Genomic DNA, 12,597 nt, shown 5'->3' on the forward strand with positions numbered 1-12,597 from the left:
ATCCTGACCAGGCAGCGTGGCGTCCGCTCTGGCTCCCGAGCTGACGAAAAGCGATCACACGTTCCGCCTACGCCGTCCGCAGCACGGGCGCCGGCGGCTGCGACGGCCTGACCAGCGCGAACGCGACCTGCACGATGCCGCCGGCAAGCCCCAGCGCCACGCCGATGCGCCAGGCCATGGTGTAGGAGCCGAGCGCGTCATAGAGCACTCCTCCTCCGTAGGCGCCGAGGAAGCTGCCGATCTGGTGGCTCATGAAGGCGAGCCCCTGGATCATCGCCTGCCAGCGCAGGCCGAACATCTCGGCGACCGCGCCCGCGACCAGCGGGCCGACGCCCATCCACAAAAAGCCCATGATGGCGCCGAACAGCAGCGTCGAGAACGGCGTCGCCGGCAGCGTGAAATACCAGGCGAGCGCCAGCGAGCGCAGAATGTAGATGCCGCCGAGCAGTGCCAGCTTGTTCCAGCGCTGGCCGGCCCAGCCGAAGAACAGCGAGCCCAGCACGTTGAAGCCGCCGATCATGCCGAGCGTCTGCGCGCTCAGCATCGGATCGAGGCCGCAGATCGCCAGATATGACGGCAGATGCGTGGTGAGGAACACCAGTTGCATGCCGCAGACCAGATAGGCGCAGGTCATCACCACGAAAGAGGCGTTGCCGAACGCCGCCTTCGTCGCCGCCGCCGCGGTCGCATCGACGATGTCGTCGGCGGCGGGCTTGGGCAGCGGGACCTGATCGACGCGGCCGGCGTACCAGGCCGCAGGGATCATCAGCACCGACATGACGACGAAGCCGGCAAGGCCGATGCGCCAGCCAAACCCCTCGTTGAGCATCTGCCCGATCGGCGCCGACAACAACGCGCCGAGCGAACCCGCCCCGGAGACGATACCGAGCACGGTCGAGCGCACCGTTTCCGGCACCGCACGCGCCGCCACCGACATCGCGATCGCAGCCGCGGTGCAGGCCAGCGACGTCCCGATCAGCACGCCGGCGCCGACCATGATGCTGAAGAGCCCGTTCGCGGTCGCCATCAGTGCGAGCCCCGCGATATACATCAGCGCGCCCGCGATCATGATGGCACGGAAGCCGTAGCGCACCGTCATCGCGCCGGCGAGCGGCTGCAGAAAGCCCCAGGCGAGGTTCTGCACCGCCAGCGCCAGCGTGAAATCCGAGATCGAGATGTGGATGTCGTGCGTCAGCGGCTGCATGAAGATGCCGAGCGACTGCCGCAGCCCCATGCTCAGTGTCAGCATGATCGAGGCGCCGATCAGGATCGGCAAGGTCGGACGCAGGACCTGCAGCAGGGGCATTCTTCTTCTCCCTTTTGGGCACGGCGCACATGCCGCCGTCTGCTTTTGCCGCTGATTTTGGTTACACAGACCTGTGTACTTAGGCTATGATCGGCAGGTGCTGTCAAGCGAACAGGACGCTTTCTGCTGCATGGCTCCCCCGCCCGCCCCACAGACGATGAAAGAGCGGATCCTCCAGACCGCCGACAAGCTGTTCTATCTGCAAGGCATTCGCGCGATCGGCGTCGACACCATCGCGGCCGAGACCGGCATCAGCAAGCGCACGCTCTACAATCACTTCCCCTCCAAGGATGCGCTGATCGCGGCCTATCTCGAGCGCCGATTCGTGCACGCATCCCCTTCCGACAAGCCGCCGGCCGAGCAGATCCTCGCCACCTTCGATTCGCTGGAGCGGCGTTTTGCGGCCAAGGATTTTCGCGGCTGCCCGTTCGTGAACGCGGTCGCTGAGCTCGGGCCTGCCGACCGCGCCGTGAAGAAGATCGCGATCGCCTTCAAGGAAAGCCGCCGCCTCTGGTTTCGCGACCGCCTGAACGAGCTCGGCGTGGCTGATGCGGACGCGCTCGCAACGCAGCTCGTGCTGCTGGTCGACGGCTCGATCGCGCAGGACCTCGTCCGCGACGACCCCGCGATGGCGCGCGCGGCGAAGGACGCGGCGAAGGTGTTGTTGCGGAATGCGGGGGTGGATGTGCCGGCCGACGCAGTGAAGGCTGCGACGACGCAAAACAGACGTCCACCACGCTGACCATCGTCGCCGCATCGGACGGTGTCATCACCCGCGAAAGCGGGTGATCCAGTATTCCAGAGCCGATTGTGATTGAACCGAGAAGCCGCGGCGTACTGGATTCCCAGCTTCTGCGGAGAATGACAGCGGAGCTTGGGGGACCGTCGCGATCCTACCAACATGCTCCTGTTTTGCCCGACGGGTCAAAGGGCGCGACCAGCAGCGCAAGGCCATTTCGCCACCCGCGTAACCCATTGATCCCGCTCGCGCCGGCTACTGTGCATGGGGTTGTTTTCGCAAATCTTGTGCGAGCGGCCTCATGCCGCCTGCGACACCACGCGGTTGCGACCGTCGTGCTTGGCGCGGTAGAGCGCGGTGTCGGCGCGCTTGAGGACGTCGGCGACCGCCTCGCCCTTTCGCTCCAGCGTGGTGAGGCCGATCGAGATCGTGACCTCGATGCGCTTGGCGCCCTTGTGGATCGCGAACGGCTCGCCCGCGATCGAGCGGCGCAGGCGCTCGGCGACCATGCCGGCGACGTGCAGATCGGTCTCCGGCATCACGATGACGAACTCCTCGCCGCCGTAGCGGCAGGCGAGATCAATGCCGCGGATCGACTTGCGCACCCGCACCGCGAATTCGCGCAGCACGTCGTCGCCGGCGTCGTGGCCGTAATTGTCGTTGATCGACTTGAAGAAGTCGATGTCCAGGATCATCAGCGCCAGCGGCTTGCCGCGGGTCGCGGCCTGCTCGGCGAGCGTTGCCAGATGGCTCTCCATGTAGCGGCGATTGTGCAGGCCGGTGAGCGCGTCGGTGATCGCCATCTCGATCGAGTTCTGCACGTTGTCGCGAAGATGATCGGTGTAGCGGCGGCGGCGGATCTGGGTGCGGGCGCGCGCCAACAGCTCGGTCTTGTCGATCGGACGCAGCAAATAGTCGTTGACGCCGATCTCGAGGCCGCGGAGCAGCCGCGTCGCGTTCTCGGGGTCGGCGATCGCCAGGATCGGCACGTGGCGCGTGCGCTCCAGCGAGCGCGCCTGGCTGCAGAGGCGAAGGCCGTCGAAATTGTTGAGGTCGAGGGAGACGATCAGCAGGTCGTAATTGCCCTCGGCGGCGTGGAACAGCGCCTCCGTCGGGTTCGGCTCGACGTCGATCGTGTGCTCGGCGGCGAGGATCGTCGCCAGCCGCTCGTAGGAGGACTGGCGGTCGTCGACCAGGAGGATGCGGCCGCCCTTGCCGGTGTCGGAGACGGCGCTGCGCTCCGGCGCCTGCATGCCGATCTCGAGCGAGGTGATGGCGCGCATGCGCAGCTCGTCGGTCATCATCTTCAGCCGCGTCAGCGAGCGCACGCGCGCGATCAGCACGACGTCGGAGACGGGCTTGGTCAGGAAATCGTCGGCGCCGGCCTCGAGGCCGCGATTGCGATCGGAAGGACTGTCGAGCGCCGTGACCATGACGACGGGAATGTGATGCGTGGCCGGGTCGGACTTGATGCGGCGGCAGACCTCGAAGCCGTCCATGTCAGGCATCATCACGTCGAGCAGGATGATGTCGCATTCGGCGCGATGGCAGATCGCCAGCGCCTCGGTGCCGTTCGAGGCGGTCATCACGTCGAAATATTCGGCGGAAAGGCGGGCCTCGAGCAGCTTGACGTTGGCAGGAACGTCGTCGACGACCAGGATACGCGCAGACACTGTGAACTCACTTCCTATCCGATAAAACGCCGGACCGTCTCAATGAATTTGCCGACCGAGATCGGCTTGGACAAATAAGCCTCGCAGCCGCCCTCGCGGATGCGTTCTTCGTCGCCCTTCATCGCGAATGCCGTGACCGCGACGACGGGAATGGAACGCAGCTCCGGATCGTCCTTGATCCAGCGCGTCACCTCCAGCCCGGAGACCTGCGGCAGCTGGATATCCATCAGCACCAGGTCGGGCCGCATCTTGCGAACGAGGTCGAGCGCCTCGTAGCCGTTGCTGGTGCCGGAGGTCTGGTAGCCGTGCGCCTCCAACAGGTCGCGGAAGAGCTTCATGTTGAGCTCGTTGTCTTCCACGATCAGGACGGTCTTGGCCATCCCGCCCTCCCGATTGGTCCGAAGGACCGGTCCATGTGACGCCTCAGACGCCGCTTTCCGGCGTTTCGAAAACTGGATTCAAACTAGCCTCAGATTCGCTTGAGTTTCGTTAAACCCGAGGGTCGACTTTCTGCGATGTGGTTTCCAGCTGCTTGTCTGGGGTCGGAAGACTCAGAGGCGAGACTCGGGCATGATGCAAAGTAGACACCGAAAGTTAACGGAAAGGCAAATTGTCCCCTTGAAAAAGCCTGTTCACAACCCCCGCGAAGTCGCTGAAATCGTTGCGATTCAGGCTCTGTCCTTCGTTGCGAGCGAACCCGAGCGGCTGGGCCTGTTCCTGGCTGAGACAGGGGTCGGTCCGGAGACCCTGCGCAATGCCGCCGCGGACCCCAATTTCCTGCTCAGCGTGCTCGATTTCGTGATGCGCGATGACGCCACCGTGAAGGCCTTTGCCGGCTCCGTCGAGCTGCATCCGACCAACGTCGCCGCAGCGCGGCAGGTCCTCGGCGACGCGCTCGGCGACCCCTCCTGGGAGCGCGACGTGCCGTGACCGTCCCCGACCCGGCCGGGCCCCGCTGCTTCTGCCGGGATTGTCTGGCCGATCTGGGTATGGGGGTGCGGCGCTGCTCGGCCTGCGGTTCCCCTCGCCTCGTCCGCCACCGGGCACTGGCGGGCCTGACCATCGCCCATATCGACTGCGACGCCTTCTACGCCACGGTCGAGAAGCGGGACAACCCCGACATCGCCGACAAGCCGGTCATCATCGGCGGCGGCAAGCGCGGCGTGGTGTCGGCCGCCTGCTACATCGCGCGCACCTATGGCGTGCGCTCGGCGATGCCGATGTTTCGGGCACTCGAAGCCTGCCCGCATGCGATCGTGATCCCGCCCGACATGGCGAAATATGTCCGGGTCGGCCGCGAGGTGCGCCAGGCCATGCAGGCGCTGACGCCGCTGGTAGAGCCGCTCTCGATCGACGAGGCCTTCCTCGATCTCTCCGGCACCGAACGCGTCCACGGCATGATCCCGGCCAAGGTGCTGGCGCGCTTTGCCCGCGAGGTCGAGCGCGACATCGGCATCTCCGTCTCGGTCGGCCTGTCCTGCAACAAGTTCCTGGCCAAGATCGCCTCCGACCTCGACAAGCCGCGCGGCTTTGCCGCGCTCGACCAGGAGGAGGCGCGCGCGATGCTGGCGGACAAGCCGGTCGGCTTCATCTTCGGCGTCGGCCCCGCCACGCAGGAGCGCCTCGTTCAGCGCGGCTTCCACATCATCGCCGATTTGCAGAAGGCCGACGAGATCGAGATGATGCGGAAGTTTCCGAGCGAGGGCCGCAGGCTGTGGCGGCTCGCGCGTGGCATCGACGACCGCCGCGTCGAGCCTGACCGCGGCGCCAAGACCATCTCCAGCGAGACCACCTTCGAGAGCGATATCCGCGATTTCGCGACGCTGGAGAAGATCCTGTGGCGGCTGTGCGAGAAAACCTCGTCGCGGCTCAAGAGCGGCGAGCTCGCCGGCTCGACCGTCACGCTGAAGCTGAAGACCGCCGATTTCCGCCAGCGCACCCGCTCGCAGTCGATCGCCGCCCCGACGCAGCTCGCCGCGAAGATCTTCTCGATCTGCCGCGAGATGCTGGCGAAAGAGATCGACGGCACCGCTTTCCGCCTGATGGGCGCCGGCGTCAGCGCGCTGCGCGAGGGCTCGCCCGCCGACGACACCGACATGCTCGACCGCCGCGCCGCCCACGCCGAGCGCGCGGTGGACAGCCTGCGCAAGAAGTTCGGCAGCGCCGCGGTGATCCGCGGCATCGCCTATGAGGGCCCGGAGAAGGCGCCGGAGTGATCGCCGGTCGGCCCGCGCTCTTGGTTACAGCCCGTTCAGCCGGTCTCGCAATTGATGGTCCGTTTCGTGGACGAGATCGAGCAGACCGAGATAGGGATCTCCGGCGATCTCGAGCACGGCGGCAAAGGCTGGCTCCGTTTTTGCACCCTGCGATCTCAGCCGAGCGACGGCGCTGCGCAGGCGACCATCGTCGAGTGCCAGAAGCCTTCTTTCGATCTCGAAGTGCAACCATCCCGGCTGCTCGTCGACCGGTCGTTGCGCTCCGAAAATCTCGAACGGCCACCCGCCCCACACGAAGCGCGCAACCAATGGACGCCCCGCAGACGTCCATTGATAGATCAGGAAATCAGCGCAGGAATGATATCGCCGCCAAATCGTCTCGGCAAAGCCGACGGGATCAAAGGCGTGGCAGACGACATCCACGTCGCTGCCCGACACGGCAAGTCCGAGGGGCAATGTGCCGACCACGCGCGGGTCGAACGCACGAAGCGTCTCCAACACCCCTGAACTTTCAATCGCAGCTTCGTAGTCCATTGCAGTTCGTGTAGCACCGGTTACTGTCGCAGGATTGCGAAATCATCCGCGGAAGGCAACGCGCCATGCCAGGTGAGCTCGATCTCGGCGCATTGTTGAGCAACATGAAGCCGGACCTGCATGGGGACATCTTCGTGTTCTGCACCATTCCGCACGACGAGCCCCTTCCGACCGCCACTTGCCTGCTGACGTTCCGCGAGCATGAAGGCACGACACTGGTGATGCGGCGTGAGGATGCCGAGCGTGCCGGACTGCGCTACGACTTCGCCTCGCGCCTGATCACCCTGACGGTTCACTCCGCGCTCGATGCGGTCGGCTTTCTGGCGGCCGTCACCTCAGCTCTGGCCGAAGCCGGCATCAGCGTGAACGCCGTTTCGGCCTTCCATCATGACCATCTCTTCGTGCCCGTTGACAGGGTGGACGTAGCGATGGCAGTTCTACAAGAGCTGTCAGCAGAGTAGGATGGGTAGAGCGCAGCGAAACCCATCAAGCTCTTTCCGGGCGAGAGGATGGGTTTCGCTGCGCTCTCCCCATCCTAAAGTCAGTTCAATCCGCGACCGCAATGGCCTCGATCTCGATCAGCCATTCCGGCGCTGCGAGCGCGGAGACGCCGACAAGCGTGGATGCCGGCGGCTCCATGCCTTCGAAGAAGGCCGAGCGGGCCTTGCCGATGATCGGCCGCAGCTCCGGCTTGTAGTTCACGACGAAGGTCGTGATCTTGACGATGTTCGAATAGCTCGCGCCGGCCGCCTTCAACGCGTGGCCGAGGTTCTGCATCACCTGCGTGGTCTGCGCGGCGATATCCCCCTCGCCGACGATCCGTCCCTCCTCGTCCACCGAGACCTGGCCCGAGATGTAGATGGTGCGTGCGCCTGAGGCGGTGACGACGTGGGAGTAAGCGGGATTGTGATGCAGGCCGCTGGGGCGGAGATGGTCGAGCTTGGGCATGGGCTGGCTCCCTGAGGTTTTTGGTTGGGAGAGAGCGTAGCTGGAGAGAGAGCAGAGAGCCAGTCCCGTCATTGCGAGGAGCTCTTGCGACGAAGCAATCCAGAATCTCTCCGCGGAGAGACTCTGGATTGCTTCGCTACGCTCGCAATGACGGAGGAGAGAGATCTCGTGGGGTGGGCAAAGGCGCATAGCGCCGTGCCCACGATCTTTCTCAATGGCAACAGATGGTGGGCACGCTTCCGCCATCGCTCTTCGAGCTATGGCGGACAAGTCGCTTTGCCCGCCCTACGGCACCGCGCGCGCGGGGAAATCCCCCTCAATTGCAGGGCTTGCTGTCCTTGACGTCGAACTTGCCCATCGCACCGGAAATCACGAAGTCGTTGTAGTCGAGCACGAGCTGGCGCGAGACGCCGTTCTCGTACAGCTCGAACGCCATCGCATAGACCGGCGTCTGCTCGCCCTCCTTCTGCTGGGCGTCGCGGTCGAAATAGCTGACGGTGACCGGCCAGCGCTTGAGCGATTTCATGTGCTCGTCCGACGTCGACGGATCGGCGGAGGTGGGACGGTCGGCGGGGATCGGCTGGCCGATCACGGTCAGCGTGTTGTAGACCTTCTGGCCGTCGTCGGAGCCGTCATAGACCGAGAGCTCGAGCAGCGATTTGCCGTCCCTGGCGGCGGCGATGATGCGCTGGATCTGCTCGGTCGGGAACACGATCGTGCCGTCGAGGGTAAAACTCTTCGGCGCCGGCAGCTTCAGCTTGACGTTGATGTGGTCGCCGTCGCGCTCGGCCGTGCCGTCGACCCGGCCGGCATCGGCCTCGTTCATGCGCGTCTCGATCTTGAAGCGGTAGCTCTTGCCGGCGGCGTCCTCCCAGGAATTGGAACGGAGGTCGCTGAGCGTGACCTTGCCCTCGCCGCTGTCGAGCTCGGACACCTGGCGGAATTCGGACGTGTAGCCCTCGCACGCGCTTCCGGTGAAGTTGTAGAGGATGCGGCCGCGCGCGCTGTTGACCGAGTTGGAGCGCGATTTCACCAGGCTGAGGTCATAGAGCGCCTGGTGCGGCAGGAACGGACCGTTGGCGGCCTGCGCGCCCCCGCCGAGGCCGAAGCTGGCCGCCGCGAGCGCCATCACACCGAGCGAAGTCCGGAAAAGGTGCACCATGTCTATTCCTTGGGGACGCGTCCTTGCGAAGCGCAGATTCGACATTTTAATGACCGTTCCATTGCGTCGCAACTGAGGCCGTTTCACGTAAAGTTGCGGCCCTCGCGCTGAACCTGCTGGCCGACCTCAACAAAATACGGCCCCTTCCGGTTGCTTGCATGTGGCGGCCCGATGGGCGAAACAGGGCGCGCCCGGCCACTTTTGCGGACGCGCCGGGGCGAATGGATTTTTTGGACAACGAGGTCGGACATGGCGGGCACGGTCGAGCAGAAGCTGGCGGAACAGGGCATCAAGCTGCATGAGGCCCCGACCCCCGTCGCCAATTACGTCCCGTTCGTGCGCACCGGCAACCTGCTGTTCGTCTCCGGCCAGGTCTGTTTCGATCCCGCCGGCAAGCTGATCGCCAAGGGCAAGCTGGGTGCCGGCGTCTCCATCGAGGACGGCGCCGCGGCCGCGCGCGGCTGCGCGGTGAACCTGCTGGCCCAGGTCAAGGCGGCGCTCGGCGATCTCGACAAGGTGGTGCGCGTGGTGCGCCTCGGCGGCTTCATCAACTCGGCGCCGGACTTCCTGGACGGGCCGAAGGTGCTCAACGGCGCCTCCGACCTGATGGTCGCCGCCTTCGGCGACAAGGGCCGCCATGCCCGCACCACCGTCGGCGTCGCCTCGCTGCCCGCCGATGCCGCGGTCGAGGTCGACGGCGTGTTCGAGGTCGCCTGACGCGACATGCGCGCGCCTGATTGGCTGACAGCCCGGCCGGTCGCCCATCGCGGCCTGCATGACATCTCCCGTGGCATCGTCGAAAACATGCCCGGCGCGGTGCAAGCCGCGATCGCAGGCAATTTCGCGATCGAGGTCGACATCCAGCTCTCCGCCGACGGCGAGGCCATGGTGCATCACGACCATGCCCTCGGCCGCCTCACCGAGGCCACCGGCGACGTGATCTCGAAGACCGCGGCCGAGCTGAAGGCGATCAGGTTCAAGGACACGCCCGAGCGGATGATGTCGCTGTCCGACCTTTGCGCCCTCGTCGCCGGCCGCGTGCCGCTGGTGATCGAGGTGAAGAGCCATTTTGGCGGCGACCGCAAGCTGGTGAAGCGGATGGCCGAGGTGCTGGCGTCCTATGAGGGGCCAGCCGTCGGCATGTCCTTCGATCCCGACCAGGTGCTGGCGCTGCGCGAGCTGTTGCCCTCCCGTCCGCGCGGCATCGTCGCGCAGCGGACCTATGAGGACGATTACTGGGCCAGGCTCACGCGGGAGCAGCGCGACAGCATGCTGTACCTGCGCCACGGCTTTCGCACCCAACCCCATTTCGTGGCCTTTCGGGTCGACGACCTGCCGGCCCCCGCCCCCTGGATCGCCCGCAACGCCTTCGGCTGCGCCCTGCTCGGCTGGACCGTCCGCACCCCCGAGCAGCGGACCCGGGTCGGGCAGTACGCGGACCAGATGATTTTTGAAGGGTTTGTGCCGTAGGGCTTGGCTCCCTCCACCGTCATTGCGAGCGCAGCGAAGCAATCCAGGATCCCTCCGCGGAGAGATTCTGGATTGCTTCGTCGCAAGGGCTCCTCGCAATGACGGCGGTGGTGGCCGCTCGACCTGCGCCTCCCCACCCCCTTGAAGTCGCTGGTGCAATGCACGATCTTGGGCCCGATGGCATCATCCGAAATGACCCTGGAGGCTGTACCGTCCATTGGCGAGGTCTCGCCCGGGGATTGGGACGCCTGCGCCAATCCCGGCAAGGCCCTTACCGAAAAGGCCTGCAACGGGCATGGCCCGGGAACCTCATCTCTCCCTTCAGGCGATTCCCTCGGCCTCTCAAGACCTGCCTATAACCCCTTCGTCTCCCACGCCTTTCTTTCCGCAATTGAGAAATCGGGTTCGGCGACCATCCGCACCGGCTGGGGCCCGCGGCATCTCGTGGCCAGGATCGATGGCCGCGTCGCCGGAATCGTGCCCTGCTATCTGAAATCGCATTCCCAAGGTGAGTACGTCTTCGACCGCGGCTGGGCGGACGCTTATGAGCGCGCCGGCGGGCGCTATTATCCGAAGCTCCAGGTCTCGGTTCCCTTCACCCCGGCGACGGGTCCGCGGCTCCTGGTCCGCGACGGCGTCGACCGCGAGCGGATCATGGATGCACTGGCGAGCGGGCTGGTGGCCCTGTGCGGCGTCAGCAAGGCCTCCTCGGTGCACGTCACCTTCGCGCGCGAGGCGGAATGGAAGCTGCTCGCCAAGCACGGCTTCCTGCAGCGCACCGACCAGCAGTTCCACTGGCACAATGAGGGCTTTGCGAGCTTCGACGATTTCCTGGCGACGCTGAACTCGCGACACCGCAAATCGATCAAGCGCGAGCGGCGCGATGCGCTGGCCGCGGGCGTCACCATCCACTGGCTCACCGGCAAGGACATCACCGAGGAGGCCTGGGACGCCTTCTTCGAATTCTACATGGAGACCGGCTCACGCAAATGGGGCCGGCCTTACCTGACGCGGGAATTCTTCTCGTTGATCGGCGAGACGATGAGCGAGGACGTGCTGCTGGTGATGGCCAGCCGCAACAATCGCTGGATCGCGGGCGCGATCAACTTCATCGGCTCGGACACGCTGTTCGGCCGCAACTGGGGTGCGGTCGAGCATCATCCGTTCCTGCATTTCGAGGTCTGCTATTACCAGGCGATCGACTTCGCCATCAAACGCGGCCTCACGCATGTCGAGGCCGGCGCGCAAGGCGAGCACAAGATCGCGCGCGGCTACCTGCCGCGCACCACCCATTCCGCCCACTTCATCGCCGATCCGGGCCTGCGCCGTGCCATCGACGACTACCTCAAGCGCGAGCGCGCCTATGTCGCCGAGGCCGGACGGGAGCTCGCCGAGCTCGGCCCGTTCCGCAAGGGCGCCGACGAGGCGCCTTGACGGTTTGCCGTTGCTGGTGACAGTAAGCGCAAAATTCCAGGCGCAGAGTTCTCGGGAGCCGCCAACATGACAGCCTACGACACCAACAACATCTTCGCGAAGATCCTGCGCGGCGAGCTGCCCTGCTACAAGGTCTACGAGGACGACCACGTGTTCGCCTTCCTCGACATCATGCCGCGCGTCCCCGGCCACACGCTGGTGATCCCGAAAGCCCCTGCCCGCAACATTCTCGACATCGCGCCCGACGATTATGCCCATGTCGCCCGCGGCGCGAAGAAGATCGCACTCGCCGCGATGAAGGCCTTCAAGGCCGACGGCATCACCGTGCAGCAGTTCAACGAGCCCGCCGGCGGCCAGGTGGTGTTTCACCTCCACATGCACGTGATGCCGCGCCACGACGGCGTGGCGATGCTGCCACCCGCCAGCCGCAAGGAAGATGCCAAGGTGCTGGAAGAAAACGCGGCGAAGCTGATCGCGGCGTTGAAGGCGGGGTAGCCCCACAGCCTCCGTCATTGCGAGGAGCCCTTGCGACGAAGCAATCCAGGATCCCTCCGCGGAGGCAGTCTGGATTGCTTCGTCGCTTCGCTCCTCGCAATGACGACGGAGTTGCGTGCCTATTCCGTCTCGAAATCGCCCTGCTGCGGCGCCGCCAGCGGGGTGAACTCGCACCGATCCGGCTTGATGTCGATCAGCGGCGTATTGTCGAGGCAGTCGAGCCCGCGCACCAGGATGGCGTTGCCCTCGATGCCGACCAGCTTCACGATCGACGTGCCGATCGGGTTCGGCCGCACCGGCGAGCGCAGCGAGAATGTGCCCCGTGTCTTGTCGTTGTTCTTCGGACTCTGCAGGATGATGTCGCGGCGTGACTGGTCGAGCCAGTAGAGCACCTCGAGATTGCTGTAGAAATCGACGCCCTTGATGGCTGGCACGAACGGCTCGAAGATCTCGAGACGGCAGATCGGGCCATCCTGACGCCCCTGCCGTGGCGTTTCCATCCGCGAGGTCCAGGGCGTGCGGATGCGGCCGATGAAGATCAGGCCGGCATCCTCCGCGGGCGGGAGCTCGATGGCGACCTCGCCCTCGCGGAGCTCGTTCTTGCGAACCATATTTCCAAT

15 protein-coding genes are annotated in these 12,597 nt (G+C 65.4%); 8 read left to right on the forward strand and 7 right to left on the reverse strand.

The window, feature by feature from the left end; genetic code table 11:
* Positions 1–67 precede the first annotated feature (67 nt).
* On the reverse strand, positions 68–1,306 hold the full coding sequence (locus AC066S_RS31885; RefSeq protein ID WP_478271469.1) for an MFS transporter: 1,239 nt from the start codon (positions 1,304–1,306) through the stop codon (positions 68–70).
* 130 nt (positions 1,307–1,436) lie between these two features.
* Between AC066S_RS31885 and AC066S_RS31890 the strand changes: the two genes are divergently transcribed.
* The gene (locus tag AC066S_RS31890; RefSeq protein ID WP_478271470.1) at positions 1,437–2,048 is read left to right on the forward strand and encodes a TetR/AcrR family transcriptional regulator; all 612 of its coding nucleotides are present in this window, start codon (positions 1,437–1,439) and stop codon (positions 2,046–2,048) included.
* Between the two features lie 296 nt (positions 2,049–2,344).
* Here the strand turns inward: AC066S_RS31890 and AC066S_RS31895 are convergent, their stop codons facing one another.
* A complete protein-coding gene (locus AC066S_RS31895) occupies positions 2,345–3,718 on the reverse strand; it encodes a PleD family two-component system response regulator (RefSeq protein ID WP_126258598.1) in 1,374 nt (457 codons plus the stop codon).
* 14 nt (positions 3,719–3,732) lie between these two features.
* Complete coding sequence (locus tag AC066S_RS31900) at positions 3,733–4,098, reverse strand: response regulator (protein WP_008130064.1); 366 nt, start codon at positions 4,096–4,098, stop codon at positions 3,733–3,735.
* 238 nt (positions 4,099–4,336) lie between these two features.
* Between AC066S_RS31900 and AC066S_RS31905 the strand changes: the two genes are divergently transcribed.
* Entirely contained in the window at positions 4,337–4,648 is a 312-nt protein-coding gene (locus AC066S_RS31905; protein ID WP_126258599.1) for a DUF3572 domain-containing protein, read from the forward strand.
* Positions 4,645–5,934 (forward strand): DNA polymerase IV, encoded by a 1,290-nt coding sequence (locus AC066S_RS31910; RefSeq protein ID WP_478271471.1) that lies wholly within the window; start codon positions 4,645–4,647, stop codon positions 5,932–5,934. The genes AC066S_RS31905 and AC066S_RS31910 overlap by 4 nt, the downstream gene beginning before the upstream one ends.
* A 24-nt stretch (positions 5,935–5,958) precedes the next feature.
* Here AC066S_RS31910 and AC066S_RS31915 read toward each other — a convergent pair whose 3' ends face one another.
* Positions 5,959–6,468 carry a DUF4269 domain-containing protein gene (locus AC066S_RS31915; protein ID WP_478271472.1) on the reverse strand — a complete coding sequence of 170 codons (510 nt, stop codon included), beginning with the start codon at positions 6,466–6,468 and terminating at the stop codon, positions 5,959–5,961.
* A gap of 65 nt (positions 6,469–6,533) precedes the next feature.
* Between AC066S_RS31915 and AC066S_RS31920 the strand changes: the two genes are divergently transcribed.
* Positions 6,534–6,929, forward strand: a complete 396-nt coding sequence (locus AC066S_RS31920) for an ACT domain-containing protein (protein ID WP_478271473.1) — start codon at positions 6,534–6,536, stop codon at positions 6,927–6,929.
* Positions 6,930–7,014: 85 nt separating this feature from the next.
* Here AC066S_RS31920 and AC066S_RS31925 read toward each other — a convergent pair whose 3' ends face one another.
* Complete coding sequence (locus tag AC066S_RS31925; protein WP_135163700.1) at positions 7,015–7,416, reverse strand: RidA family protein; 402 nt, start codon at positions 7,414–7,416, stop codon at positions 7,015–7,017.
* A 316-nt stretch (positions 7,417–7,732) separates the two neighbouring features.
* The gene (locus AC066S_RS31930) at positions 7,733–8,578 is read right to left on the reverse strand and encodes a cell envelope integrity EipB family protein (RefSeq protein WP_167771961.1); all 846 of its coding nucleotides are present in this window, start codon (positions 8,576–8,578) and stop codon (positions 7,733–7,735) included.
* Between the two features lie 249 nt (positions 8,579–8,827).
* On the opposite strand from AC066S_RS31930, the gene AC066S_RS31935 reads away from it, so the two are divergent.
* From AC066S_RS31935 to AC066S_RS31950, 4 genes are all read left to right on the forward strand, one after another.
* Positions 8,828–9,295 carry a RidA family protein gene (locus tag AC066S_RS31935; RefSeq protein ID WP_018321130.1) on the forward strand — a complete coding sequence of 156 codons (468 nt, stop codon included), beginning with the start codon at positions 8,828–8,830 and terminating at the stop codon, positions 9,293–9,295.
* Between the two features lie 6 nt (positions 9,296–9,301).
* Positions 9,302–10,048 carry a glycerophosphodiester phosphodiesterase gene (locus tag AC066S_RS31940; protein ID WP_126258606.1) on the forward strand — a complete coding sequence of 249 codons (747 nt, stop codon included), beginning with the start codon at positions 9,302–9,304 and terminating at the stop codon, positions 10,046–10,048.
* A gap of 177 nt (positions 10,049–10,225) precedes the next feature.
* Positions 10,226–11,482, forward strand: a complete 1,257-nt coding sequence (locus tag AC066S_RS31945) for a GNAT family N-acetyltransferase (protein ID WP_478271474.1) — start codon at positions 10,226–10,228, stop codon at positions 11,480–11,482.
* Between the two features lie 66 nt (positions 11,483–11,548).
* Complete coding sequence (locus AC066S_RS31950; protein WP_126258608.1) at positions 11,549–11,977, forward strand: HIT family protein; 429 nt, start codon at positions 11,549–11,551, stop codon at positions 11,975–11,977.
* 119 nt (positions 11,978–12,096) lie between these two features.
* Here AC066S_RS31950 and tsaA read toward each other — a convergent pair whose 3' ends face one another.
* Positions 12,097–12,588 (reverse strand): tRNA (N6-threonylcarbamoyladenosine(37)-N6)-methyltransferase TrmO, encoded by a 492-nt coding sequence (tsaA, locus tag AC066S_RS31955; protein WP_126258609.1) that lies wholly within the window; start codon positions 12,586–12,588, stop codon positions 12,097–12,099.
* Between the last annotated feature and the right edge of the window lie 9 nt (positions 12,589–12,597).

The organism is Bradyrhizobium sp. CFUWI, from assembly GCF_056429085.1.

Excerpts from the sequence above, each read along its gene's own strand:
- AC066S_RS31885 (WP_478271469.1), bottom strand. The coding sequence starts at position 1,306 with ATGCCCCTGCTGCAGGTCCTGCGTCCGACCTTGCCGATCCTGATCGGC.
- AC066S_RS31890 (WP_478271470.1), top strand. The coding sequence starts at position 1,437 with ATGGCTCCCCCGCCCGCCCCACAGACGATGAAAGAGCGGATCCTCCAG.
- AC066S_RS31900 (WP_008130064.1), bottom strand. The coding sequence starts at position 4,098 with ATGGCCAAGACCGTCCTGATCGTGGAAGACAACGAGCTCAACATGAAG.
- AC066S_RS31915 (WP_478271472.1), bottom strand. The coding sequence starts at position 6,468 with ATGGACTACGAAGCTGCGATTGAAAGTTCAGGGGTGTTGGAGACGCTT.
- AC066S_RS31920 (WP_478271473.1), top strand. The coding sequence starts at position 6,534 with ATGCCAGGTGAGCTCGATCTCGGCGCATTGTTGAGCAACATGAAGCCG.
- AC066S_RS31925 (WP_135163700.1), bottom strand. The coding sequence starts at position 7,416 with ATGCCCAAGCTCGACCATCTCCGCCCCAGCGGCCTGCATCACAATCCC.
- AC066S_RS31930 (WP_167771961.1), bottom strand. The coding sequence starts at position 8,578 with ATGGTGCACCTTTTCCGGACTTCGCTCGGTGTGATGGCGCTCGCGGCG.
- AC066S_RS31935 (WP_018321130.1), top strand. The coding sequence starts at position 8,828 with ATGGCGGGCACGGTCGAGCAGAAGCTGGCGGAACAGGGCATCAAGCTG.
- AC066S_RS31940 (WP_126258606.1), top strand. The coding sequence starts at position 9,302 with ATGCGCGCGCCTGATTGGCTGACAGCCCGGCCGGTCGCCCATCGCGGC.
- AC066S_RS31945 (WP_478271474.1), top strand. The coding sequence starts at position 10,226 with ATGGCATCATCCGAAATGACCCTGGAGGCTGTACCGTCCATTGGCGAG.
- AC066S_RS31950 (WP_126258608.1), top strand. The coding sequence starts at position 11,549 with ATGACAGCCTACGACACCAACAACATCTTCGCGAAGATCCTGCGCGGC.
- tsaA (WP_126258609.1), bottom strand. The coding sequence starts at position 12,588 with ATGGTTCGCAAGAACGAGCTCCGCGAGGGCGAGGTCGCCATCGAGCTC.